This window comes from Pseudomonas sp. GW821-FHT04D07, from assembly GCF_059420225.1.
Window position 1 is genome coordinate 48,426 of record NZ_JBWKTH010000010.1, and the last position, 25,103, is coordinate 73,528.

At 61.2% G+C, this 25,103-nt stretch carries 23 protein-coding genes and 1 pseudogene; 16 read left to right on the top strand and 8 right to left on the bottom strand.

Features of this window, described 5'->3' with window-relative positions; genetic code table 11:
- Positions 1-2: 2 nt before the first annotated feature.
- Positions 3-743 (bottom strand): SDR family oxidoreductase, encoded by a 741-nt coding sequence (locus AC07T0_RS14470; protein ID WP_495001830.1) that lies wholly within the window; start codon positions 741-743, stop codon positions 3-5.
- Between the two features lie 140 nt (positions 744-883).
- Between AC07T0_RS14470 and AC07T0_RS14475 the strand changes: the two genes are divergently transcribed.
- Positions 884-1,906 carry an AraC family transcriptional regulator gene (locus AC07T0_RS14475; protein ID WP_495001831.1) on the top strand — a complete coding sequence of 341 codons (1,023 nt, stop codon included), beginning with the start codon at positions 884-886 and terminating at the stop codon, positions 1,904-1,906.
- Between the two features lies 1 nt (position 1,907).
- Here the strand turns inward: AC07T0_RS14475 and AC07T0_RS14480 are convergent, their stop codons facing one another.
- Complete coding sequence (locus AC07T0_RS14480; protein ID WP_495001832.1) at positions 1,908-2,345, bottom strand: isocitrate lyase/phosphoenolpyruvate mutase family protein; 438 nt, start codon at positions 2,343-2,345, stop codon at positions 1,908-1,910.
- A gap of 111 nt (positions 2,346-2,456) precedes the next feature.
- On the bottom strand, positions 2,457-3,362 hold the full coding sequence (locus AC07T0_RS14485) for a LysR family transcriptional regulator (protein ID WP_495001833.1): 906 nt from the start codon (positions 3,360-3,362) through the stop codon (positions 2,457-2,459).
- Positions 3,363-3,490: 128 nt separating this feature from the next.
- On the opposite strand from AC07T0_RS14485, the gene AC07T0_RS14490 reads away from it, so the two are divergent.
- Together AC07T0_RS14490 and AC07T0_RS14495 are read left to right on the top strand one after the other, a co-directional pair.
- Positions 3,491-4,036 carry an ester cyclase gene (locus AC07T0_RS14490; protein WP_495001834.1) on the top strand — a complete coding sequence of 182 codons (546 nt, stop codon included), beginning with the start codon at positions 3,491-3,493 and terminating at the stop codon, positions 4,034-4,036.
- 75 nt (positions 4,037-4,111) lie between these two features.
- The gene (locus tag AC07T0_RS14495; protein WP_495001835.1) at positions 4,112-4,528 is read left to right on the top strand and encodes a VOC family protein; all 417 of its coding nucleotides are present in this window, start codon (positions 4,112-4,114) and stop codon (positions 4,526-4,528) included.
- Here AC07T0_RS14495 and AC07T0_RS14500 read toward each other — a convergent pair.
- Entirely contained in the window at positions 4,520-5,494 is a 975-nt protein-coding gene (locus AC07T0_RS14500; RefSeq protein WP_495001836.1) for a Dyp-type peroxidase, read from the bottom strand. The two genes, AC07T0_RS14495 and AC07T0_RS14500, sit on opposite strands and share 9 nt — an antisense overlap.
- A gap of 155 nt (positions 5,495-5,649) precedes the next feature.
- Here AC07T0_RS14500 and AC07T0_RS14505 point away from each other — a divergent pair, with 155 nt between their 5' ends.
- Positions 5,650-5,850, top strand: a complete 201-nt coding sequence (locus AC07T0_RS14505; protein ID WP_495001837.1) for a DUF7740 domain-containing protein — start codon at positions 5,650-5,652, stop codon at positions 5,848-5,850.
- Positions 5,851-5,870: 20 nt separating this feature from the next.
- Here AC07T0_RS14505 and AC07T0_RS14510 read toward each other — a convergent pair whose 3' ends face one another.
- Positions 5,871-6,791: a MurR/RpiR family transcriptional regulator gene (locus AC07T0_RS14510; RefSeq protein WP_495001838.1), complete on the bottom strand. Its 921-nt coding sequence runs from the start codon at positions 6,789-6,791 to the stop codon at positions 5,871-5,873.
- 280 nt (positions 6,792-7,071) lie between these two features.
- On the opposite strand from AC07T0_RS14510, the gene AC07T0_RS14515 reads away from it, so the two are divergent.
- The 9 genes from AC07T0_RS14515 (at position 7,072) to AC07T0_RS14555 (ending at position 18,536) form a co-directional block, all read left to right on the top strand.
- On the top strand, positions 7,072-9,009 hold the full coding sequence (locus tag AC07T0_RS14515) for a bifunctional 5-dehydro-2-deoxygluconokinase/5-dehydro-2-deoxyphosphogluconate aldolase (protein WP_495001839.1): 1,938 nt from the start codon (positions 7,072-7,074) through the stop codon (positions 9,007-9,009).
- A gap of 161 nt (positions 9,010-9,170) precedes the next feature.
- Positions 9,171-10,064 (top strand): myo-inosose-2 dehydratase, encoded by an 894-nt coding sequence (iolE, locus tag AC07T0_RS14520; RefSeq protein WP_495001840.1) that lies wholly within the window; start codon positions 9,171-9,173, stop codon positions 10,062-10,064.
- On the top strand, positions 10,061-10,870 hold the full coding sequence (gene iolB, locus AC07T0_RS14525; protein WP_495001841.1) for a 5-deoxy-glucuronate isomerase: 810 nt from the start codon (positions 10,061-10,063) through the stop codon (positions 10,868-10,870). Before iolE ends, iolB begins: the two co-directional genes overlap by 4 nt.
- Positions 10,871-10,910: 40 nt before the next feature.
- Positions 10,911-11,741, top strand: coding sequence for a TIM barrel protein (locus AC07T0_RS14530; RefSeq protein ID WP_495001842.1), 831 nt, complete (start codon positions 10,911-10,913; stop codon positions 11,739-11,741).
- Positions 11,738-13,669, top strand: a complete 1,932-nt coding sequence (gene iolD / locus AC07T0_RS14535) for a 3D-(3,5/4)-trihydroxycyclohexane-1,2-dione acylhydrolase (decyclizing) (RefSeq protein WP_495001843.1) — start codon at positions 11,738-11,740, stop codon at positions 13,667-13,669. Before AC07T0_RS14530 ends, iolD begins: the two co-directional genes overlap by 4 nt.
- 42 nt (positions 13,670-13,711) lie before the next feature.
- Positions 13,712-14,722, top strand: coding sequence for a bifunctional inositol 2-dehydrogenase/D-chiro-inositol 1-dehydrogenase (gene iolG, locus AC07T0_RS14540; RefSeq protein ID WP_495001844.1), 1,011 nt, complete (start codon positions 13,712-13,714; stop codon positions 14,720-14,722).
- A gap of 159 nt (positions 14,723-14,881) precedes the next feature.
- Complete coding sequence (locus tag AC07T0_RS14545) at positions 14,882-15,808, top strand: sugar ABC transporter substrate-binding protein (RefSeq protein WP_495001845.1); 927 nt, start codon at positions 14,882-14,884, stop codon at positions 15,806-15,808.
- A gap of 70 nt (positions 15,809-15,878) precedes the next feature.
- A complete protein-coding gene (locus AC07T0_RS14550; RefSeq protein WP_495001846.1) occupies positions 15,879-17,447 on the top strand; it encodes a sugar ABC transporter ATP-binding protein in 1,569 nt (522 codons plus the stop codon).
- Between the two features lie 66 nt (positions 17,448-17,513).
- Entirely contained in the window at positions 17,514-18,536 is a 1,023-nt protein-coding gene (locus AC07T0_RS14555) for an ABC transporter permease (RefSeq protein ID WP_495001847.1), read from the top strand.
- Between the two features lie 67 nt (positions 18,537-18,603).
- On the opposite strand, the gene AC07T0_RS14560 is transcribed toward AC07T0_RS14555, so the two are convergent.
- The gene (locus AC07T0_RS14560) at positions 18,604-19,626 is read right to left on the bottom strand and encodes a glycosyltransferase family 9 protein (RefSeq protein WP_495001848.1); all 1,023 of its coding nucleotides are present in this window, start codon (positions 19,624-19,626) and stop codon (positions 18,604-18,606) included.
- Positions 19,627-19,865: 239 nt separating this feature from the next.
- Between AC07T0_RS14560 and AC07T0_RS14565 the strand changes: the two are divergent.
- A pseudogene (locus AC07T0_RS14565) lies at positions 19,866-20,630 on the top strand (MCP four helix bundle domain-containing protein); the annotation flags it as partial.
- Positions 20,625-21,488, top strand: coding sequence for a methyl-accepting chemotaxis protein (locus tag AC07T0_RS14570; RefSeq protein ID WP_495001935.1), 864 nt, complete (start codon positions 20,625-20,627; stop codon positions 21,486-21,488). The pseudogene AC07T0_RS14565 and the gene AC07T0_RS14570, both read left to right, overlap by 6 nt.
- Before the next feature lie 127 nt (positions 21,489-21,615).
- Here the strand turns inward: AC07T0_RS14570 and AC07T0_RS14575 are convergent, their stop codons facing one another.
- Positions 21,616-22,800 carry an MFS transporter gene (locus tag AC07T0_RS14575; RefSeq protein WP_495001849.1) on the bottom strand — a complete coding sequence of 395 codons (1,185 nt, stop codon included), beginning with the start codon at positions 22,798-22,800 and terminating at the stop codon, positions 21,616-21,618.
- Positions 22,801-22,889: 89 nt separating this feature from the next.
- Positions 22,890-24,080, bottom strand: coding sequence for a serine hydrolase domain-containing protein (locus AC07T0_RS14580; RefSeq protein WP_495001850.1), 1,191 nt, complete (start codon positions 24,078-24,080; stop codon positions 22,890-22,892).
- A gap of 125 nt (positions 24,081-24,205) precedes the next feature.
- Between AC07T0_RS14580 and AC07T0_RS14585 the strand changes: the two genes are divergently transcribed.
- Complete coding sequence (locus AC07T0_RS14585) at positions 24,206-25,099, top strand: LysR family transcriptional regulator (protein ID WP_495001851.1); 894 nt, start codon at positions 24,206-24,208, stop codon at positions 25,097-25,099.
- Positions 25,100-25,103: the final 4 nt, after the last annotated feature.

Genomic DNA, 25,103 nt, shown 5'->3' on the forward strand with positions numbered 1-25,103 from the left:
GCTCAGAAGAGTTTGCCGATCAGCGCGGTCGGCAGCAGTTTCAGCAGGGGGCGCAGCAGCAGCCAGGGATAGCCGGGAATCACTGCACGCTTGCGCCGTTGCACAATGGCATCGGTGATCCGTTTGCCACCGTCCTCCAGCGACAGCAGGAAGGGCCGGTGCTTGAGCTTGTTGTTCATCGGCGTATCGATAAAGCCCGGATAGATGACGGTCACGGTGAGGTTCTTGCCCAGCGATTCGGCACGCAGGGCCTCCATGTAGACGCTGACGGCGGCCTTGCTGGCGCTGTAGGTGCCACTGCCGGGCAGGCCGCGCCAACTGGCGACCGAACTCATCGCGACAATCTGGCCATGACCCTGGTTCTTGAACAGGGTGATGGCGGCGTCGATGGTGGCGCAGGCGCCGATGACGTTGACTTCGAACATCTGACGGGAATTGGCGAAATCGATGCGGCCTATGCGTCCGTCGCTACCCAACCCGGCGTTGGCCACCACGATATCGAGCTGGCCCAGTTCGGCGCTGGCGGTATTCAGTGTGTCGCGTACCTGTTCGGTATCACTGACATCCAGCGGATAGACCCGCACCCGCACGCCATGGTGTTCCTCCAGTTCGGACTTGATGATTTGCAGGACGTCGAGTTGACGGGCTGCCAACGCCAGGTCATAGCCGCGTTTGGCGAATTCACCCGCCAGCTGGCGCCCCAGGCCAGAAGATGCGCCGGTGATGAAGACCGATTTGCTCATGAACGCTGCCTCATTATTGTTTTTCTCCAGGCGCATTAAGCCAAGCCGGTCCCATTGAGGCGATGTTCGAACGTGTCAGATGATTGATTATTCCGGCCAAAAAGACATTAAATAGCCCTTTGTGCGAAGCATGAGCTGCCATGAGCCTTTCCCTGTTTCCCCGTGCCAGCCAGGCACCGCTGTGCTTCTGCATCGCGCAGATGGACGCTTGGGGCTATGCGTTGCATGAGGTGCTGGCGGGGAGTGGTCTGGATGTCGACAGTTTTGCGCTACCGGAATCGGTTCCCAACAGCCGTCAGGAGCAGAGGGTCTACGAGAACATCCTGCGTCTTTACCGCGGCACGGCGGCCGGGCTGGACCTCGGTCGACTGACCAATGTGAATAGCGTGGGTGTGCTGGGCGCGCTGCTGGCAAACGCGATCGACCTGGGCCATGCCGGCTATCTGTCGCGGCGGTTCTATTCGCTGTCCAATCCCTGGATCGTGCCCGAACTGATCGGTAGTCTGGCGACAGGCCAATCGACTGTCCGATACCGTCAGGCCGGCGGATTGCCCTCTCTGTACCGGTTTCTTATCGACCGCGATATCCTCGGCACGCGCCAGTTGTTACGTGACATCTTTGGCGTGGCGGCAGAGGGTTATGTCCGCGCAGTGGCATTTGGTTATCCCGAGCCCGAAGATGCGGAGCGCTATCCGCTCGAGTTCGATTGCCCGGTGAGTTTTGGTCATGACTACACCTATGTCACCTACGACAATGAACTGGGCTGCCTGCGCAATGCCCGGCGAAATCCGCACGCTTATCACCTGTATCTACGACTGTGCCGCGAAGCCCAGGCCGAGCGTGCATCGTTGTCCTGGCAAAGCCGGGTGAGCAGCATCCTGGCCTGCATCGACTTCTATCCGAACGCCGCCGCCATGGCCACCAAGCTCAACTGCTCGGAGCGCAGTCTGCGGCGGCATCTGGAGGAGGAGGGGGTGCAGTATTCCGCGTTGCTGGACAAGCTACGGTTCGAGCGGGCGATCTACCTGCTGCGTCACTCCGAGGACTCGATCAAAACCATCAGTTTCAAGCTCTTCTACAGCGAGCCGCCGGCGTTCGTTCGGGCGTTTTCACGCTGGAGTGGAACGACGCCGGGGGAGTTCAGGTCCGCAATGGGCCAATAAATTACTCGGTTTTCGCCGCCATCAAGGCATTCAGCTCAGCGTAGGTGTGGGTTTTCAAGGCGTGGGTGTCGAGCTGGCCGTGGTCCAGGAAGCTGCGGACCCATGTGTCCATGGCGCCGTGCAGGAACTCGGCGATGCTCACAGCATTGATCACCTGGCCGACCTGCTCCTGGTCATTCGAGTAACCCGCCTCGATATCCACCGTGAGCGGGACGCTGAGTACCCGTGCCATCGACTTGACGGTGGTGCTCAGCAGGTCGAGCGGCAGCTGGTTGCCATCCTGGTAGCCATGGGACCAGGCCATGGCCGCGCTACTGGTCGCCACTGCCTTGCCACCCAGGCGTTCGACGATGCGCGCCCCGCCGGCATCGGCCACGTTGGCCAGGACCAGAAGTCCATGCTGATGCAGGCTGTGAAAAACGTTATCCAGTGTGGTCATGACAATTCAATTCCTTTGAAAAATCCATTGGGTCGACAGTGTGACACCTGTTGCTCCGTTCGCTACGTTGGAAAATTCTATTAGCCGGTGGTTGCGACATACGTCATCGCTTCAGGCTGATGGTTGTTCATTAAGAGCCGCCAACCGAGCACCGAGCGCATCAAGAAACACCTTCGTCTTGCTCGGGGTAAAACGTCTGGAAGGCAGCAGGGCGTAGATCGGTGCCGGGGCACTGTGCCAGTCACGCAGGATATGCACCAGGCGGCCGGCAGTCAGGTCGTCGGCAACGTCGACACTGGATTTGAGCATGATCCCGTGGCCGCCAATCGCCCAGTCGCGCACCGCATCACCACTGTTGGCCTGGAGCCGCGAGCGCGGTTGGACATCGATCACTTCGTTGTCTGGACCTTCCAGGCGCCAGGGTAGGGAAGGGTCGTCGTAGCGCAGGCACCCATGCCGCTCCAGATCCTGGGCACAGCCGGGCTCCCCATGGCGTTCGAGATACGTGGGCGCGGCTACCAGAATCCGCCGGTTGTCAGCCAGCTTGCGCAGGATCGCGCTGCTGTCTCGAGGTTGGCCAATACGCACCGCGACATCGATCCGTTCATAGGTCAGATCAACCAGGCGGTCGTCGAGCCTGAGCTCGATATCCAGCTTCGGATAACGCTCAATCAGTTCCGCCACCAAGGGCACCAGATGAATCCGCCCGAAAGAAATGGGCGAGCTGACCCGGAGCCTGCCGAACGGCTCTTCACCTCCTTGCGTCATGCGCGACTCCGCCGCCTCCAGCTCCTCGAGGATTCGATCGACATGGGCAATCAGGGCCAGCCCCTCATTGGTCGCGGACAGTGTGCGGGTGGTCCGGTTGATCAGCCGCTGTCCCGCGCGGCGCTCCAGTGTCATAAGCCGTTTGCTGACCACCGCCAGCCCTACGCCCAGGTCGCGGGCTGCCGCTGACAGGCTGCCGCAGACCAGGATCCGCTGGAAGGTACGAAGCTCATTGAGGTCGTCCAACATATTCTCAACCCCTATTCAATAATCCATCTACCAATAGCCATATTCTCATCATTGAGGCAAGGAGCAACACTCTCCATAGCGGATCGCCACGGTCTCGCGTGTTTGCCCTTCATCAAGGAATCCTGACCATGCAACAACATTCCAACCTGCCCCGTTTCCGCGTCGCGGCAGTGTTCTTCGCCCTGACACTTGCAGGCGCTGCATCTGCCGCAACCGTCGATCTGGTGAAGCCTGGCGTATTAGTGATCGACAAGAGTCTGGCGCCCGCACAACTGGAAATCATGGAAACCGCCGCCCGACGTTACGACACGTTCTGGAACAGCGGCGACGAAAGCTTCGCCCTTGAAGCTCTGGCGAACAACTTCATCGACAAGACCCCGCCAGCGGGTCGCAAGCAGGGGCCGGAGGGACCCTTGCTGGCTTCCCGGGCGTTTCGTGGTGCGGTGCCCGACCTCCGTTGCGAGGTCGAGCAGATGATCATCGCCGCCGATCGGGTGGTGGCGCACCTGCACTTTCGCGGGCACTTCAGCGGCACCTTTGGCGAGATCAAAGGTCGTGGTCAAACCGTGGATTTCATTGCTACCGATATCTACCAGATTGAAAACGGCAAGATTGCCGCGAACTGGCACCTCGAAGACAACCTGACCTTGATGAAGCAGCTTGGTGCGTTATGAGCGACGGCATCTGAAGTCGACGGTAAGCGCAGCAATGAACGGGGTTCTTATCAATCAATCGACAGGAGATCAAGCATGACCATTCAACATCTCGATCACTTCACATTGCGCACGGCCAAAGTCGATGAGACGGTGGCGTTCTTTCGTGATGCCATCGGGCTCGAAGAGGGCTGGCGCCCTGCGTTCCCATTCCCGGGTAGTTGGCTCTACTCGGCGGGTCGCGCGCTTTTGCATATCGCCAACCTGGACAACAGCAGTGCGCAGCTTGACGCCTATCTTGGAACCCGTGTCCTGGCAGAGGGCTCGGGCGCGCTTGATCACGTCGCGTTCCGTGGCAGCGATCTGGAGAGTCATCGGCAACGTCTGCTCAACCAGGGATTGCCGTTCAACGAGCGCGTGGTGCCTGACCTGTTGGAACATCAGCTGTTCGTGGAGGATCCGAATGGCATACAAGTGGAGCTGATATTTGCCTATTCGCCGCCATCACGGTGATGCTGGCTTGCGCCCAGCCAGCTCTTCCAGCAGATCGGCGGAAGGCACGAAGAACAGGCCGCCGGTGACCGCGGTGCTGAAATCGAGCAAGCGATCGTAGTTGCCCGCTGGCCGGCCGATAAACATGTTCTCGAGCATCTGCTCGACAGGGGCGGGCGAGCGCGCATAGCCGATGAAGTAGGTGCCGAACTCGCCGGCACCAGGCCGGCCGAAGGGCATATTGTCGCGCAGGATCTTCACTTCCCGGCCGTCCTCCTCGAGGGTGGTCAGGGAACTGTGGGAACAGCTCGGCTTGACCGATTCGTCGAGTTCGATATCGGACAGCTTGGTGCGGCCGATAATGCGCTCCTGTGCTTCGACGGACAGCTTGTTCCACGCCGCCATGTTGTGCAGGTACTTTTGTACCAACACATAACTGCCGTTGATAAACGCCGGGTCTTCATCCCCGACCATGGTGAAGTCGACCGCTGCGTGACCGACCGGATTTTCCGTGCCATCGACAAAACCGACCATGCTGCGCATGTCGAAATAACGAAAGCCCTGGACTTCATCGACCACCGCGATGGCATCGCCCAACGGCGCGAGCAATTGCGTGGCCAATTCGAAACACAGGTCCATCTGATCGGCGCGGATGTGCAGCAGGATATCGCCTGGCGTCGCCACCGCGCGCCGGCCCTCTACACCGACTTCACGAAACCCGTGCAGCGAGGCCGGGCGCGGGCCACCGAACAGGCGGTCCCAGGCACTGGAGCCAAAACCGCAGACACAGGACAAATTGCCGGAAGGCACACGCTTGCCCACGGATCGTGTCAGGGCGGCGACATCTTCGCACCAGCCGCGTACTTTCTCGGCAGCCTCGCCACCGGGGGCCAAGGTGGCGACGATGAAAATCGCGCTGCTGGTGATGGGGCTATAGACCGCTTGCGGGTCCGGTTTGCGCTCGGCGGATGGCGAAAGGGTTGTCATTAGGAGCTCCACAAGCTGCAGGACAGATTTGAAAGACTGGAAAATAGCAGATTGCGACTCTGAGGCTACAATCGATCGAAGAGCGCGCAGATGCAGTGGAGAAAACCCAGGCGCAGCCGATACACTGCTGTCCTGATTGCTCGAGTGCGTTTTCGATGACCCTCACCGACGCTGTTCTGATTCTGCTGCTGGCAGCCCGTATCCATGGCACGGATGACGCCGTGCGGGCATCGGCCAGGAGCTGTGTAAAAAAATTGCCCCGTGGTAAACGCGAGCTGATCTACAACGTGATCAACAGTCGCAGCCCGATGGACATGGTGGCATTGATGGCCGAGAACCTGCAGTTGGACGACTAGGTATTCAGGTCGCCACCGGGTCAGTCCTCGAAGCCGACCTGCTCGTGAATCCCATCCACCTTCAATTCCAGGCGATAGGCCACGGCGATAAACAGCGCCTGGCACAGGCACAGGCTCGCACTCAACGAGCGAAAGGCGAACGAGCTGCCCTCATTCACCAGCAGCGCCGTACTGGCGCGCTTGACCAGCGGCGACAGGTTGCTGTCGGTGATGGTCAGGGTTTTCGCCTGGTGCAATTGGGCGATCCGCAGGCACTGCTGGGTTTCCTTGGCGTACGGCGAGAAGCTGATGGCAATCACCAGGTCGTTGGCGCGCACGCTGCGCATCTGCTCGCGATAGCTGCCGCCCAGGCCCGAGACCAGGTGAATGCGCTTGTGGGTGTGCTGCAGGTTGTAGACCAGGTAATCGGCCACCGCGAATGAGCGGCGCACCCCCACCACATAAATGTTATCGGCATTGACCACCAGGTCCACGGCGTCGTCGAATGCCTGATCGTCCAGTTCCAACCCCAGGCGTTCAATACCCGACAGCGTGGCATTGATACATTCGCGCGCCAGGTCGGCGGCGCTGGCTTTCTGCGTCTTGTTGTCGATCAGGCTGCGAATGCGCTGTTGGTAGTTCTGTGCCGGCGTGGTCTTGTGGGTATAGGCCTGGCGAAACAACGCCTGCATTTCACTGAAACCGCTGAAACCGAAGCGCTGGGAAAAGCGCACGATGGCCGAGGGGTGGACTTCGCATTCCTGGGCGATATCGCTGATGCGGTCGACCATGATCCGGTCGCTTTGTTGGCTCATATAGGTGGCGATGCGTTTGAGCTGGCGCGGCAGGCTTTCGTATTCCTCGGTGATCAGTTGCAGCAGACGCTCGGCATTGATCGGAGGGCTGGCGATATCGCCCTCGGGTGCACTGTCGGTCATGGCCGGCTGATCGGTGCGGGACATAGAAAATCCTTCTGGTGTGTGCTTGTGGCTGGGTAGCTGCGCCTAGTCTACAGGGGCGATGCCAATAAAATCTTGAGTGTGGAGTCAGGTAGGGCGATGCTGAATCGATCCACCTCGGAAGTTCTGTCACATTCAAGTATAATGGAAAATATATTCCATATAAAAAATAATAGAAAATATATTGAATGTCTCTGGCGGACGTTCTAGTCTGGCCTCACACCAAAAGTGTTCGCGGCTACCTCGCGGCGAACGCAGGCTGATAAAAATAACAGGAGCCAGCATGGGCCAGACTCGTTTTGCCAGTGGGCGTCAATTGGATCTGATCTGCCTCGGGCGCCTTGGCGTCGACCTCTATGCGCAGCAAGTCGGGGCGCGGCTGGAGGATGTCTCAAGCTTTGCCAAATACCTTGGCGGGTCCTCCGCCAACATTGCCTTCGGCACGGCCCGCCTGGGGCTGAAGTCGGCGATGTTGAGTCGGGTGGGAGACGACCATATGGGGCGTTTCCTGGTCGAATCCCTGGCCCGCGAAGGTTGCGACACCCGCGGTATCACGGTCGATCCGGAACGCCTCACCGCCATGGTGCTGCTCGGTCTCAAGGACCGCGAAACCTTTCCGTTGGTGTTCTACCGCGAGAACTGCGCCGACATGGCCCTGCGCGCCGAAGACATCCGCGAGGACTTCGTCGCCTCCAGCAAGGCCTTGTTGATCACCGGCACTCATTTTTCCACCGCCAGCGTCTACAACGCCAGTATCCAGGCCCTGGACTACGCGGAAAAACACAATGTCCGCCGCGTGCTCGATATCGACTACCGCCCGGTGCTCTGGGGGCTGGCCGGCAAGGCCGATGGCGCAACCCGGTTTGTCGCCGACCAGCAGGTCAGCCAGCATGTGCAAAGCATCCTTCCACGCTTCGACCTGATCGTGGGCACTGAAGAAGAGTTCCTGATCGCCGGCGGCAGCCAGGACTTGCTCACCGCGCTGCGCACCGTGCGTGGGCTGAGCGCCGCGACCCTGGTGGTCAAGCTCGGCGCACAAGGCTGCACGGTGATTCATGGAGCGATTCCGGCACGCCTCGAAGACGGCGCCATTTATCCGGGGGTGCGGGTCGAAGTGCTCAATGTGCTGGGCGCCGGCGATGCCTTTATGTCGGGCTTCCTCTGCGGTTGGCTGGAGCAGGCCAGCGATGAACGCTGCTGCCAACTGGCCAATGCCTGTGGTGGCCTGGTGGTGTCGCGGCACGCCTGCGCCCCGGCGATGCCGACCCGCGCCGAACTCGATTACCTGTTCAACAGCCCGGTGCCGATCACCCGGCCTGACCAGGACATGACGCTGCAACGCCTGCATCAGGTCAGCGTGCCGCGCAAAGCCTGGCGGCAGCTGTTTATCTTTGCCTTCGACCATCGCGGGCAACTGGTGGAGCTGGCCCACAAGGGCGGTCGCGACCTCAACAGCATCGGTGAACTCAAGCTGCTGTTCATCAAGGCCGTGGAGCGGGTCGAGGCTGATCTGCGCAAGCAGGGCATCGAGGCGGATGTCGGTTTGCTGGCCGATCAGCGTTTTGGCCAGGATGCGTTGAACGCTGCCACCGGTCGCGGCTGGTGGGTCGCGCGTCCGGTGGAAGTCCAGGGTTCGCGGCCGCTGGCCTTCGAACAGGGCCGTTCCATCGGCAGCAACCTGATTGCCTGGCCCCAGGAGCAGATCATCAAGTGCCTGGTGCAATTCCATCCGGATGACGAGCCCATGTTGCGTCTGGAACAGGAAGCGCAGATCAAGGCCCTGTACCAGGCGTCGCAGGTCAGCGGTCATGAATTGCTGCTGGAAATCATCCCGCCCAAGGATCACCCCTCGACTTACCCCGATGTGCTCTATCGTGCCCTCAAGCGCCTCTACAACCTGGATATCTACCCGGCCTGGTGGAAGATCGAAGCGCAAAGTGCCGCCGAATGGGAACAGCTCGATGCGCTGATTCAAGAGCGCGATCCCTATTGCCGAGGCGTGGTGCTGTTGGGCCTGAACGCGCCGGCCGCGACCTTGGCGCAGGGTTTTCAGCAGGCCAGCCAGAGCCGGACCTGCCGCGGCTTTGCCGTCGGCCGGACGATTTTCCAGGAGCCCAGTCGGGCCTGGATGGCCGGCGAAATTGATGACGAAGCGTTGATCCGGCAGGTGCAGGCGACGTTTGTCGGCCTGATTGACGCCTGGCGTGCGGCACGCGGCTGAGCAGAACATCTGATTGATGCACTTAAGCCTGAACACCTACCTTGTGGGAGCCGGATTTATCCGCGAAGAGGCCCCTGAGGTCGCCAAAAGCTTCGCGGGCAAGCACCGCTCCCACAGGTGATCAGTTGAATATTTTAGAGAAAACAATAAAAGGTGCAGCCATGCCCGCTATCCGAATTGGCATCAACCCGATCTCCTGGAGTAACGACGACCTGCCTTCCCTGGGCGGCGAGACACCGCTGAGCACCGCCCTGAGCGAAGGCAAGGCCATCGGCTACGAAGGGTTCGAGCTTAACGGCAAATTTCCCAAGGACGCCAAGGGCGTCGGCGATGTGCTGCGGCCTTACGACCTGGCCCTGGTTTCCGGCTGGTATTCCAGTCGCCTGGCCAGGCGCTCGGCGGCCGAGGAAATCGATGCGATTGCCAGCCATGTCCAATTGCTGGCGCAGAACGGCGCCAAGGTACTGGTCTACGGCGAAGTCGCCGACTCCATTCAAGGCCAGCGCATTGCACTGGTGGAGCGCCCGCGTTTTCACAGTGAACAGGCCTGGCGGGAATACGCCGACAAACTCACCGAGCTGGCACGTTTTACCCTGTCCCAGGGGGTACGCCTGGCTTATCACCATCATATGGGGGCCTATGTCGAATCGCCGGCCGACATCGATAAGTTGATGGCGCTGACCGGCCACGAAGTCGGCCTGCTGTTCGATTCGGGCCATTGCTACATGGGTGGCGGCGAGCCGCTCGAGGTGCTGCGCAAACATATCGGGCGTATCTGCCACGTGCACTTCAAGGATGTGCGCAAACCGGTGGTGCAACTGGCGCGCAACAACCTCTGGAGCTTCCCGGACTGCATCGTCAACGGCACCTTTACCGTGCCCGGCGATGGCGATATCGACTTTGCCGCGCTGCTGGATGTGTTGCTGGCCGCCGATTATCACGGCTGGCTGGTGGTCGAGGCCGAGCAGGATCCGGCTGTCGCACCGAGTTATATCTACGCCAAGAAGGGCTTCGACACCTTGCGTGGGTTGCTCGACCGGAGGACCGGACAATGAGCCTGCTGGTCAAAAGTCACGCCAAGGGCCGGAGCCTGGTTGAGTTGGCACCCGGTACCCTGGAGTATGTCGGCTTCGCCGCCTATCGCCTGAGCCTCGGCGAAAACTTGCCGGTCAGCGCCGGCGACCAGGAGCTATGCCTGGTGCTGCTCGGCGGTCGGGTCAGCATCAAGGGTGAGGCACCGGAGCAGGGCGCCTTCGACTGGGACAATATCGGCGATCGCCAGTCGGTGTTCGAAGACAAATCACCCTATGCCGTCTATCTGCCGCCTGGCAGCCAGGCCCAGGTGGTTGCCTTGAGCGATGTGCAGATTGCCGTGTGTGCCGCCCCCGGTTCGCCAACCGCCGGCCACGGCCCACGGCTGATCACCCCGCAAAGCATGAAGCGCAGCGTGCGTGGCAAGGGCGCCAACACCCGCTATGTCTGCGACATCCTGCCTGACACCGAGCCGGCGCACTCGCTGCTGGTGGTGGAGGTGCGTACGCCGTCCGGGCATTCGTCGAGCTACCCGCCGCACAAGCACGACACCGACGACGTGCCGCGCCAGAGTTTTCTCGAAGAGGTCTATTACCACCAGGTCAACCCGCCCCAGGGCTTCGTCTTCCAGCGTGTCTACACCGATGACCGTTCCATCGACCAGGCCATGGCCGTGGAAAACAGCGACCTGGTGGTGGTGCCCAAGGGTTATCACCCGGTCAGCGTGCCTTACGGCTACGAGTCGTATTACCTGAACGTGATGGCCGGGCCCAAGCGCGTCTGGCACTTCCATAACGATCCACAACACAGCTGGCTGCTGGATTTGTAGTTCCTGCGCGATTTCAACCTTCGGATGGAGAACAAGAATAATGAACCAGCCCCTGCGTTTCGCCCTGAACCGTATGGTTGCCCCACGTCTGTCACTGCCGCAATTCATTGAGCTGGCGGTGGCCCTGAAGGCCGATGCCATCGAGATCCGCAACGACCTCATGGGCGTTGAAATCGAAGACGGCACACCGGCCATACGGGTCCGCGAACTGTGTGCGGCCCACGGCATCAAGGTGCTGTCGATCAACGCCCTGTACCCCTTTGATGTCTGGAATGCCGAGCGCCGTGGGCAAACCCTGGCGTTGGCGGCCTATGCCCGCGATTGTGGGGCGCAGGGGCTGGTGATGTGCCCGTTCAACGACCGCGACGATCCGCGTTCTGAAGCGCAACGCAACGCCGGGTTGCGCACCGCCTTGAGCGAACTGGCGCCGATTCTGCGCGAGTATGGGATTCTCGGCTTTATCGAACCGCTGGGTTTCGCGGAGTGCGCGCTGCGACGCAAGCGCACGGCGGTGGACGCGATCAAAGCGATTGGCGGGCTGGATGTATTCCGCCTGGTGCATGACACCTTTCATCATCACCTGGCTGGCGAACAGGAATACTTCCCCGAACTGACCGGCCTGGTGCACATCTCCGGGGTCGAAGACGCGCAAGCGCCGCTGGCGAGCATCCGCGACGGCCACCGGGTGCTGGTGGGCGAGGCCGATATCCTCGGCAATGCGGCACAGATCGAGGCCTTGCGCAGCAGCGGCTACAGCGGCTATCTGTCGTTCGAGCCCTTTGCCGAAAGCATCCATGGGCGGGTGGATATCCAGCAGGCGCTGGGCGCGAGCATGGCCCATCTGCAACAGGCATTGGCGGTGCAAGCATGACCACGACACGATTGACCATGGCCCAGGCGCTGGTGAAGTTCCTCGACAACCAGTATGTCGAGGTCGATGGGGTGCAAAGCAAGTTCGTCGCCGGGGTCTTCACCATCTTCGGCCACGGCAATGTGCTCGGTCTTGGCCAGGCACTGGAGCAGGACAGCGGCGACCTGGTGGTCCATCAGGGGCGCAATGAACAGGGCATGGCCCACGCGGCCATCGGCTTTGCCAAGCAGCACCTGCGGCGGAAAATCTACGCCTGCACTTCATCGGTCGGCCCCGGCGCGGCGAATATGCTGACCGCCGCCGCGACGGCGACCGCCAACCGTATTCCCTTGCTGCTGCTGCCCGGCGATGTCTACGCCAGCCGCCAGCCGGACCCGGTGCTGCAACAGATCGAGCAGTTCCACGACCTGAGCATCAGCACCAACGATGCCTTCAAGGCGGTCAGCAAGTATTGGGACCGCATCAACCGTCCGGAGCAGTTGATGAGCGCGGCGATCCACGCCATGCGGGTGCTCACCGATCCGGCGGAAACCGGCGCGGTGACCCTGGCGCTGCCGCAGGATGTCCAGGCCGAAGCCTATGACTATCCCGATTATTTCCTGCAAAAGCGCGTGCACCGCATCGACCGCCGTCCGGCCACCGAGGCCATGCTCGGTGATGCCGTGGCGCTGCTCAAGGGCAAGCGCAAACCTTTGATCATCTGTGGCGGCGGGGTCCGTTACTCCGGGGCTAATGCGGCGTTGCAGGCCTTTGCCGAACGTTTCGAGATTCCTTTCGCCGAGACTCAGGCCGGCAAGAGCGCGGTGGTCTCCAGCCATCCGCTGAACGTCGGTGGCATTGGTGAAACCGGCTGCCTGGCAGCCAACCTGCTGGCCAAGGAAGCCGACCTGATCATCGGCATCGGTACCCGCTATTCGGATTTCACCACCGCATCGAAATGGCTGTTCCAGCATCCCGAGGTGCAGTTCCTCAATCTCAATATCAGCCCCTGCGATGCCCTGAAGCTCGATGGCGTGCAGGTGCTGGCCGATGCCCGCTGCGCTTTGCAGGCGTTGTCCGCGGCGCTGGGCGAGTATCGCGCCGGTTGGGGCGAGCAAACACGCCAGGCCAAGGCCCAGTTGGACGAGGAGGTCGACCGGGTCTATCAGGTCGAGTACCAGGCCAAGGATTTTGTCCCGGAAATCAACGACCACATGGACCCGGCGGTGCTGCGCGAATTTATCGAGCTGACCGGTTCCTGCCTGACCCAGAGCCGAGTGCTTGGCGTGTTGAACGAAACCCTGGCCGATGACGCGGTGATCGTCGCGGCGGCCGGCAGCCTGCCCGGTGACCTGCAACGCAGCTGGCGGAGCAAGGGCGTGAACACCTACCACGTCGAGTACGGCTATTCCTGCATGGGCTACGAGGTCAATGCCGCCCTCGGGGTGAAACTCGCGGAACCGGCGCGGGAAGTCTATGCGCTGGTCGGCGACGGCTCCTACATGATGCTGCATTCGGAGCTGGTCACCTCGATCCAGGAGCGGCGCAAGATCAATGTGATCCTGCTCGACAACATGACCTTCGGCTGCATCAACAACCTGCAGATGGGAAACGGCATGGACAGCTTCGGCACTGAGTTCCGTTTCCGCGATCCGGCCACCGGCAAGCTCGATGGTGACTTTGTCCCGGTGGATTTTGCCATGAGCGCGGCGGCCTATGGCTGCAAGACCTACAAGGTCAATAGTGTCGAGCAGTTGCAGGCGGCCTTGGCCGATGCACGGTTGCAGACGGTGTCGACGCTGATCGACATCAAGGTCCTGCCCAAGACCATGATCCACGGCTACCTGTCCTGGTGGCGGGTCGGTGTGGCGCAAGTCTCCACCAGTGCGCGCACCGATGCCGTGGCCAAAACCCTTAATGAGCAACTGGCCAAGGCGCGTCAGTACTGACCCCTTGCACCGAACAACACGCACGCCAACAGGAGTTTTTCCATGTCTTTAAAGCTAGGTGTCATCGGCACCGGTGCCATCGGTCAGGATCACATTCGTCGTTGCAGCCAGACCCTGCTCAACAGCCAGGTGGTGGCGGTCACCGACATCAACCTGCAACAGGCGGCCAAGGTGGTCGCCGACCTGCAACTGAGCGCCGAGGTCTACCCGGACGGTCATGCGCTGATCAAGGCGGCGGAAGTCGAAGCCATCCTGGTCACCTCCTGGGGCCCGAGCCACGAGGAGTTCGTGCTGGCGGCGATCGCGGCCGGCAAGCCGGTGTTCTGCGAGAAGCCGCTGGCGGTCACGGCCGAAGGCTGCCGCAAGATCGTCGCCGCCGAAGTGGCCCACGGCAAGCGCCTGGTCCAGGTCGGTTTCATGCGGCCCTACGATGAAGGTTATCGCGCCCTCAAGGCGGTGATCGACAGCGGCCAGATCGGCGAGCCGTTGATGCTGCATTGCGCCCATCGCAACCCGAGCGTGGGCGAGAACTACAAGACCGACATGGCCATCACCGACACCTTGATCCACGAGTTGGACGTGCTGCGCTGGCTGCTGGCCGACGACTACGTGTCGGTGCAGGTGGTGTTCCCGCGCAAGACCAGCAAGGCCCTCGCGCACCTGAAGGACCCGCAGATTGTCCTGCTGGAAACCGCTCGGGGGACGCGGATCGACGTCGAGGTCTTCGTCAACTGTCAGTACGGCTATGACATCCAGTGCGAAGTGGTCGGTGAAACCGGCATCGCCAAGCTGCCGGAACCTTCGCAAGTGCAACTGCGCAGCGGCGCCAAACTGTCCAACGCGATCCTGATGGATTGGAAAGACCGCTTTATCGCCGCCTATGACGTCGAGTTGCAGGCGTTTATCGATGGCGTGCGGGCCGGCCAGGTCGGTGGCCCGTCGGCCTGGGATGGCCTGGCGGCGGCGGTGGCAGCGGATGCCTGCATCGAAGCCCAGGGCAGTGGGGCGATTGTCCGCATCGCGTTGCCTGAGCGTCCGCATTTTTACGGCTGATGAAAAAGAAAATAAATTTCTAAAACAGATTGATATGGAAATTATTTTCCAATAAAGTCGATTTTAGATTGTCGAGGGTCAGTGGTCATTCGCTGGCCGGTTACTGAAAGAGTCACGTTTGATCCATAAAACCAACAAGAATGTGGAGAAAGACTTTTCATGAAAACCAAGATCCGTTTCACCTCCCTTGCCCTGTCCCTGATGCTCGCCAGCGGTGCTGCCTTCGCCGACATGAAGATCGGCGTGAGCATGTCGCAGTTCGATGACACCTGGCTGACCTACCTGCGCGAATCCATGGACCAGAAAGCCAAGTCCATGCCTGACGGCGTGAAACTGCAGTTCGAAGATGCCCGCGGCGACGTGGTCAAGCAACTGAGCCAGGTGGAAAGCTTCGTCAGCCAGAAAGTCGACGCCATCATCGTCAACCCGGTGGACACTGCCGCGACCAAGAAAATCACCGATGCGGCGGTCAAGGCGGGGATTCCGCTGGTCTACGTCAACCGCCGGCCGGATGACCTGAACCTGCCCAAGGGCGTGACCACCGTCGCCTCCAACGATCTCGAAGCCGGTCAGATGCAGATGAACTACCTCGCCGAGAAAATGAACGGCAAGGGCGACATCGTGATCCTCCTCGGCGACCTCGCCAACAACTCCACCGCCAACCGCACCAAGGGCGTCAAGTCGGTCCTGGCCAAGTATCCGAACATCAAGATCGAGCAGGAGCAGACCGGTACCTGGCAGCGCGACAAGGGCATGACCCTGGTCAACGATTGGCTGACCCAGGGCCGCAAATTCGATGCGGTGGTCGCCAACAACGACGAGATGGCCATCGGTGCCTCCATGGCGCTGGAGCAGGCCGGGGTGAAAAAGGGTAGTGTGCTGATTGCCGGGGTCGATGGCACCCCGGATGGCCTGCGTGCGGTGAAAAAAGGCGATATGGCGGTCTCGGTGTTCCAGGATGCCAAGGGCCAGGCGGTCGGCTCCATCGACTCGGCGGTGAAGATGGTCAAGCACGAGCCGGTCGAGCCGGCGGTGTGGGTACCGTATCGCCTGATCACCCCGGAAAACGTCGCTCAGTTCAAATAGTCAGTCCGTTCGATAAAAACAATAAGCAAGCAAGGTCGCACTGCCCACCTTGCTGATGGAGTATCTGATCATGTTCGCTTCAGCGACTGCTTCGAGCAACCCGCTGGTGGGTATCCAGCCAACCGCCATACCTGTCGATGAGCCGTACCTGCTGGAGATTGTCAACGTCAGCAAGGGTTTTCCCGGGGTAGTGGCGCTGTCCAACGTACAACTGCGGGTGCGCCCGGGGTCGGTGCTGGCCCTGATGGGCGAGAACGGTGCCGGCAAATCCACCCTGATGAAAATCATCGCCGGCATCTACCAGCCGGACGCCGGTGAGCTGCGCCTGCGCGGCAAACCGGTGATCTTCGACACGCCGCTGGCCGCCTTGCAGTCCGGGATCGCGATGATCCATCAGGAACTCAACCTGATGCCGCACATGAGCGTCGCCGAGAATATCTGGATCGGCCGCGAGCAGCTCAACGGCTTCCACATGATCGACCACCGGGAAATGCACCGCTGCACGGCGAAACTGTTGGAGCGGCTGCGCATTGACCTCGACCCGGAGGAACACGTCGGCAACCTGAGTATCGCCGAACGGCAGATGGTCGAAATCGCCAAGGCGGTGTCCTACGACTCCGACATCCTGATCATGGATGAGCCGACCTCGGCCATCACCGACAAGGAAGTCGCCCACCTGTTCTCGATCATTGCCGACCTCAAGTCCCAGGGTAAGGGCATCATCTATATCACCCACAAAATGAACGAAGTGTTCGCCATCGCCGATGAAGTGGCGGTGTTCCGTGACGGTGCCTACATCGGCCTGCAACGGGCCGACAGCATGGACGGCGACAGCCTGATCTCGATGATGGTCGGGCGTGAGCTGAGCCAGTTGTTCCCGGTGCGTGAAAAGCCGATCGGCGATTTGTTGCTGTCGGTACGCGACCTGCGCCTGGAGGGCATTTTCAAAGGGGTTTCGTTCGACCTGCATGCCGGCGAGATCCTCGGCATCGCCGGGTTGATGGGCTCAGGCAGGACCAACGTCGCCGAAGCGCTGTTCGGCATCACCCCGAGCGATGGCGGTGAAATTCGCCTCGATGGCCAACTGATACGGATCAGCGACCCGCACCTGGCCATCGACAAGGGCTTTGCCTTGCTCACCGAGGACCGCAAGCTCAGTGGCCTGTTCCCGTGCCTTTCGGTCATGGAAAACATGGAAATGGCCGTGCTGCCGCATTACGTCGGCGGCAACGGTTTCATCCAGCAGAAGGCCTTGCGCGCCCTGTGCGAGGAGATGTGCAAGAAGCTGCGGGTGAAAACCCCGTCCCTGGAGCAGTGCATCGACACCTTGTCCGGTGGCAACCAGCAGAAGGCCTTGCTCGCCCGGTGGTTGATGACCAACCCGCGCATTCTGATTCTCGACGAGCCGACCCGTGGCATCGACGTCGGCGCCAAGGCCGAGATCTACCGGCTGATCGCCTACCTCGCCAGCGAAGGCATGGCGGTGATCATGATTTCCTCGGAGCTGCCGGAAGTGCTCGGCATGAGCGACCGGGTGATGGTCATGCACGAGGGCGACCTGATGGGCACCCTCGACCGTGGCGAGGCGACCCAGGAGCGGGTCATGCAGTTGGCCTCCGGGATGACCGCGGTTCACTAGTTGTTCAACGAACAGAGGCCGGCAGCGGTGCTCCGCTGCGGCAACGCGATAGAAGGGTGAGTGGTTATGAACGTGATACTGGAAAACAAGCCTGCAACGGTGTCGGTCAAGAGTCGCCGGCGCCTTCCCACCGAATTGAGCATTTTTCTGGTACTGATCGGCATTGGTCTGGTCTTCGAGCTGTTCGGTTGGATCGTGCGTGACCAGAGTTTCCTGATGAACTCCCAGCGGCTGGTGCTGATGATCCTGCAGGTCTCGATCATTGGCTTGCTGGCGATTGGTGTCACCCAGGTCATTATCACCACTGGCATTGACCTGTCGTCGGGCTCGGTGCTGGCGCTCTCGGCGATGATCGCCGCGAGCCTGGCGCAAACCTCGGACTTCGCCCGGGCGGTGTTTCCGTCGCTGACCGACCTGCCGGTGTGGATCCCGGTGATCGTCGGGCTCGGCGTGGGACTGCTGGCGGGGGCGATCAATGGCAGCATCATTGCCATCACCGGCATCCCTCCGTTTATTGCCACCCTGGGCATGATGGTCTCGGCCCGTGGCCTGGCGCGTTACTACACCGAAGGCCAGCCGGTGAGCATGCTCTCGGATTCCTATACGGCCATCGGCCACGGCGCGATGCCGGTGATCATTTTCCTGGTGGTGGCGGTGATCTTTCATATCGCCCTGCGTTACACCAAGTACGGCAAGTACACCTATGCCATCGGCGGCAACATGCAGGCGGCGCGCACCTCCGGGATCAACGTCAAGCGCCATCTGGTGATCGTCTATAGCATCGCCGGGCTGTTGTCGGGGCTGGCCGGGGTGGTTGCGTCGGCACGGGCCGCCACCGGGCAGGCAGGCATGGGCATGTCCTACGAACTGGATGCGATTGCCGCCGCGGTGATCGGCGGTACCAGCCTGGCGGGCGGGGTGGGACGGATTACCGGCACGGTGATCGGCGCGCTGATCCTCGGGGTCATGGCCAGCGGCTTCACCTTTGTCGGCGTCGATGCCTATATCCAGGACATCATCAAGGGGCTGATCATCGTGGTCGCGGTGGTCATCGACCAATACCGCAACAAACGCAAGCTCAAGCGCTGAGTTTGCCGTAAACAAAAAGGGCCTGTTCAGGCCCTTTTTGCGTACTGATGTTTCTCTCTCGCGAAGGTCAGGCCACTGTGGACGGAATGGCGACTGAAGCCCGTTGTGTCGGCGCATCAGGCAGATAGCGCGCAACGGCCTGATAAACCTCATCCACCGAAATGTTATCCATTCCGTCTTTTCGAATGATGCTGTGATGGGTGTGTACGGGATACGGCCCTGTCTGCGCCGGATCGGTTTTCCCGCAGAGCAGGACCATCGGTCGCTCTACCGCGCAGGCGACGTGCATCGGGCCGGTATCGCCAGTCAGCAGTAGCTGACAACGCTGGAGTACCGCCGCGAGTTGGCCGACATTGGTTTTGCCAATGAGATTCAAGATATGCGGATGGGGGGGCAGCGCGTCGGCGGCAAAGGCCTCGCTGGATGAGCCCGTGAGCACAATATGGACAGCCGGGTGTTGCGTCACCAGGCGCTGTACCAACTGATCAAAACGCTTGAACGACCAGCTCCGCGTGTCTTTGGTCATCAGGAAAGGAAACAGCTTGTGCAAGAAGCGCTGGCCCTTTTTCGAAATCTGATGACAGCCCATGTGCAAGGCAATCACAAAAGGTTCAGGGGCCGCCGGGATACTCTTCAGTAATCGGTCGGCGTCTGCCTTGTCCTGTGCATTGACATTGAGTTCATAGGGGCCCGCTGGAAATTCAGCCGCCGATGGCAGTTGCTGAAGCACGAAGCGATAAAAATTTTCCGAGTAGTGAAAGGCGCCTTCATAGCGAGGAAGCATCAAGACCCGAGGAATGTCTTTTAGATACTCGGTGACTTTGTTGATGTTCTGTAAGGGCAATACGGCGTCATACTCGGCGGCCAGTTGGGCGATGGGGCGCTCTTTGGCGGAGTAGAGCGTGTTGATGCAACTGTTGTGGGCGAGCAATTCATGGGACAGCGCTGACAACGCCACGGCATCTATTTGAGCATGCGGTTTTGCCTGGCGCAGGGCACGGATACCGGGCGTTGCAAACAAGGTGTCGCCCAGGCGGTGCGGAGCAACCAAGAGAATTTTTTCTGCTGCCTGTAGCGGATTGGTTGTCATGCGCAAGGGATCCGGTTCGGGTTTCGAGGGCGACGGTTCGCGGGGTGACAGACTATCGTAAAAAAGGGGAGATTTTCCAATCGGCGGGTTTTTCCAGTGATTTCTCCGGATCGAGAAGCACCGTTGCCACGCGGCGCTGAAGAAAACCGCCGCCAGGTCGATAACCTTATGGCCGGGATCGCCTGCGATCCGGCCGTGGCCTGTTGTCTTCCGTCCCCGTTCAATGCGAGATCCCGCCCATGCTGTTGAGAAATATCCGGATTGCACCCCGAGCGTTCATTGGTTTTGCCGCTATCGCCTTGCTCAGTGTGTTCCTGGGCGTGTTCGCGCTGAAGCAGATTCGCGATGTCCAGGCCCAGGCCGCCGATATCCAGAACAACTGGTTGCAGCGGGTGCGGGTGCTGGCCTCGGCGAACGCATCGCTGGACCGTTACCGCCTGGGCTCCATGGCCCATATCCTGTCTTCCAGCGCCGCGGACATGAAGGTCTACGAAGACAAATCGGCCGGACGCCTGCAAAGCGTTCATGAACAGATGTCGATTTACGCGGGCTTGCTGACCAGCGGCGACGACAAAGGGCGGCTGGATGCCTTCAACCGCAGCCTGGAAGCGTATGCCAAGAATCACCTCGAGTTGCTCAGGCTCTCGCGGCAAGGGGACAAGGCCGGTGCCAACAGCTACCTCTCGACCATCCGCGAATCCTATGAGCAGATGACCAAGAACCTTGATGACCTGATCGAACATGCGAACCAGGGCGCGGAGCTGGCTGGCAAACAGTCGGCCAGCACCTATGACAGCGCGGTGGCGGGCATCGGCCTGGTGATTCTGCTGGTGGGTGTCGGCACCGTGCTGGTGGCCTGGTTGCTCACCCGCAGTATTACCGTACCGATCATCGAGGCGGTCCAGGTCGCGGAAACCATTGCCAAGGGCGACCTGACGCAACCGATCAATCCGGCCGGCAACGACGAAGCCAGCCGTTTGCTCGCGGCCCTGGCGGTGATGCAGGGCAGCTTGCTCACCACCCTCAAGCAAATCACCCATTCATCGACCCAACTGGCCTCGGCGGCCGAACAGTTGAATGCGGTGACGGCCGAGGGCAGCCGCGACCTGCAACAGCAGCACGGTGAAATCGAACAGGCCGCCACCGCCGTGACCGAAATGACCAGCGCCATTGAAGAGGTGGCCAGAAACGCTTCGTCCACCTCGGATCTGTCCCAGGAGTCCCGGACCATTGCCCTGAAGGGGCAGCAGCGGATGATCGAGGCGGTGACGGCGATTGCCGCGCTGACCCGTGGCGTCGAGGTCAGTTCCGAGCAGATCGGTGGCCTGGCGGAGCAGGCGCAGGGCATCGGCAAGGTGCTCGATGTGATTCGCACCATCGCCGAGCAGACCAACTTGCTGGCGCTCAATGCCGCGATTGAAGCGGCGCGCGCCGGTGACGCCGGTCGGGGGTTTGCGGTGGTCGCGGATGAAGTGCGGGCCTTGGCCCATCGGACCGCGCAGTCGACCCGGGAAATCGAAGAGATGATCGGCAGCATCCAGACCGGCACCGCCAATGCGGTGAGCGGCATGCACAACAGCAGCAACATGACCCGCCAGACCCTGGAACTTGCCGAGGCGGCCAAGACCGCGCTGGCGGAAATCGTCGAGGCGAACGACGAAATCAATAACCGCAACCTGGTCATCACCACGGCCGCCGACGAGCAGGCGCATGTGGCCCGTTCAGTGGATCGCAATCTGCTGAATATCCGCGAGTTGTCGATTCAGTCTTCCGAGGGCTCGCACCAGACCACTGCGGCGTCGCAGTCCCTGGCCCACCTGGCCAGCGAACTCAACACCTTGGTCAAGCACTTCCAGATCTAGGCTCTCAAGCCTGACCGACGCCGCTTCGGTCCGAGCCCCCGACGCCCTGCAACAGGCCAGCCTGCCTCCCGGTAGGCTGTGCCGGCACAGCGGTCCCTCAGTCAATGCTTGTACAGCGGCGCGTCATTCAATCTGCGGCGACGGGGACACGGCCGTTGTTGGCCGCACCGCTGAAGAACTGCACTTTTATCGCAATGACCAGTACGGCCAGTCCGGCAAACAGCAGACCGCTGTACAGGGTGCCCTGCAAGCCCAGGCGCGCGAGGAACCAGCCACCGGTCGTGGAACCGATGGTCACGCCCAGATTGATGAAGGAAATGTAGAGGCCAGTGGCGAACTCAGGTGCCTCCGGGGCCTCGGACGTCAGCCAGACCTGGGTGACGATCAGGCCGCTGGTATGTGTCGCCCCCCAGATCAGCATGATCAACAGCATGGCCGGCAAGGACGGACTGGCGAACAGGTACAGCAGGCCGTAGGTGCCGGCCAGCAGGATCGGATGCAGCAGGGTGGTCCTGACCTTGTTCTGGCCGATCAGCTTGCCGGCATACAGGTTGCCGGCGATTCCGCCAATGCCGAACACCACCAGCAGGAGACTGATCAGCTGTGCGTTCATACCCGCTTCCTTGGCCAGGTACTCGGCCGAGTAGCTGTACACGGAAAACATCGCGGCAAAGATCAGGGTCGAGGCGGTGATATTCAGCCACAGCGAGAATTTGCGCAGGATCGCCAGTTGTTCCCTGTAGGACGCGCTCACCTTTTTCGGGGCATCCGGCAACTGGGCAATGATCCCCAGTCCCGCGATGCAGTTGACCGCCGCGCAAAACAGAAACGAGGTTTCATAGGAGAATTGCGCGGCGATCAGGGTGGTCAACGGCACCCCCAGGACCATGCCCAGGCTGGTGCCGACAAATGCCTTGGCGGCGGCCCGTGTCGACTCCCGGGGCGGGTACAGCGCGATGGCGGCGACGAACGCCAGTGAAAAGTACAGGGGGTGGAACAGTGCCGGGATGATGCGCAGCACCATCAGCGATTCGAAGTTCGTTGCGTAGGCCGACAGCACGCTGCTGCCGGCGAACACGAATAGCGCCAGGCTGAGCATTTTCTTGCGGTTGAAACGCGAGAGCAGCAAGACCACGAGCGGACCGGACAGGGCGATGATCAGCGCGAACATCCCCACCAGCAGGCCGGCCTGGGCGGGGCTGATGGCGAAGCGTTCGATAATCACCGGCAGAATGCCCACCACGCCGAATTCGAGGGTATAGACGCCGAACAGGCCCAGGGCCAGAAAGTAGATTGGATGGAGGATTTTCATGATCCGGACTCCAGGTCTCGGTGGGGCGGGAAGGGGGGAAGCGTCAGGCCGTGGCGCGTCCGAGCCTGCGTGAACCGTGGGGCACGGGGTTATTGGCCATAGACCGCGTTGCAGAGGTTGACGGTGAATGGCCCGGACATGCCTTCGAATGCGGTGTTGGTAAAGGCTACTACGCTCAGCTCCGCGGCCGGGTCGACGAACCAGGAGTGTCCGTAGGCTCCGCCCAGGCGCCAGCTACCGACGGACTCGGCGGTCTGTGCCGCAACCGGGTCCTTGAGCACCGTGAAACCCAGGCCGAAACCGCGTCCGGGCCAGTTGGCCAACGCCAGGTCGCCGCTCTGGTTGCTGCCCATTTGCGCGACCAGGGACTCGGGCAGCAACGGGGCGCCGCCTTTGCGCAGGGTTTCCAGAAGCTGGAGAAACTCTCCGGCGCTGCCGACCATGCCCGAACCACCCGAGTCGTAGGCCTGAGTATCCAAGACCCGGGCCGGTTCCAGGCGGATGCCGGCGGTGCCTTCAAACACCGGGACCACTTCCAGCGTCTGCATGCGCCGTGGCCGTGGCTGATCGTTGAGGTAGGCCGGACCAAGGCGGCCGACGTCGGTCACCCGGAAACCGGTGTCGCGCCAGCCCAGCGGGCGACCGACCCATTGGTCCACGGCCGCGGCCAGCGAAGTGTCGTTCACGGCAGCGATCACGCCGCCCAACACATCGGTGGCTATCGAGTAACCCCAGTCACTGCCTGGCTTGTAGAGCAAAGGCGCTTGGCCCAGGCGGCGCAGGTTTTCTTCCAGCGAGAGCGCCGTGCGGTCCATGCCATCGGAGACGCCGGCTGCGCGATAGGCGCCGTCCCGATTGTTTTCCAGGAAACCATAGGTGAGGCCGGCGGTATGGGTCAGCAAGTGGCGCACGGTCATCCGCGCCGGCGTGCCGTCGGCCAGGGTCGGCTTGAAGTACGGCAGCCAGCGGGTGATGTCGTCGTCCAGGCTGATACGGCCCTGGGCGACGAGCGCCAGGGCCGCCACCGAGGTGATCGGCTTGGAGACCGAGGACAGGCGGAACAGGGCGTCCTGGCGCATCGGCACCTGAGCCTCGCGGTCGGCGAGGCCGGCCGCGCGCTGATAAATCTGTCGCCCACGATGGGCGACCAGTACCACGGCGCCGACCAGGCGTTGCTCATGCAGACTCTGTTCGAGCACGGCATCGATGCGTGACGCCAGTCCGGCCGTCTCGACCGGGTGAAGGGATTGCACTGGACGTAGCGGTTCGTTGACAGACATAAAGGGCCCCGACTGATGAATGGATCAAGCTCAGGAGTCGATGGTAGAGCGGGGCGTATTAGGGAAACAGAGGTTACAATTCCGGGCTGTACGGACTTTTCTGTCCTCAATCAAGGGAGTGAGCGGTGGATAAGCTCAATGGTATTAGCGTGTTCGTGCAGGTCGCCGAAAGTCGCAGTTTTGTCGCCGCCGGCCGCGTGCTCGGAGTTTCCGCCTCGGCCGTCGGCAAAGGCATTGCCCGCCTGGAACACAAGCTCAACGCGCGGCTGTTCCATCGCAATACCCGCAGCATCAACCTGACTGCCGAGGGCGCGCTGTTCCTCGAGCGCTGTCGGCGAGTGCTCAATGAGCTGGAGGCGGCGGAGCAGGAGCTGTCCAGTTCCCGCGAGGCACCACGGGGCAAGTTACGGATCAGCCTGCCGTTGCAGGGCAATGTGCTGTTCATGCAGCTTTCGTCCTTCATGCGCGAGTATCCGGAAATCCGCCTGGAACTGGACTTCACCGATCGCCTGGTGGACGTGGTCGAGGAGGGTTTCGATGCGGTGGTGCGCACCGGGCAATTGCACGATTCGCGGCTGATGGCCAGGAAGCTGGGTAGCTTCGAGTTTCATCTGGTGGGGGCACCGGGCTATTTCGCCGCCAAGGGTTATCCGCAAGCGGTGGAGCATCTGTTGGAACACCAGTGCCTGCATTACCGGATGCCCTCCACCGGCAAGCTGGAAAAATGGCCGTTGGCGGGACTGGTACAAGGCACTGAGTTGAAGGTGCCGGAGACGATGGTCTGCAATAACCTGGAGATGCTTATCCATACCGCTCGACAGGGCCTGGGCATCGCTTGCGTACCCGAGTTCGCCGTGCGCGAGGCGCTGGCGGGCGGAGAGTTGGAGTCGATACTGCCGGGGCGGATCCAGCGCACACTACAGATGCAGGTGGTCTGGCCGTCGAGTCGCTACCTGCCGCCCAAGCTGCGCGCATTCATCGACTTCATCTGCACGAGTGGGAAACCGTTGCCTGGCTGACCCA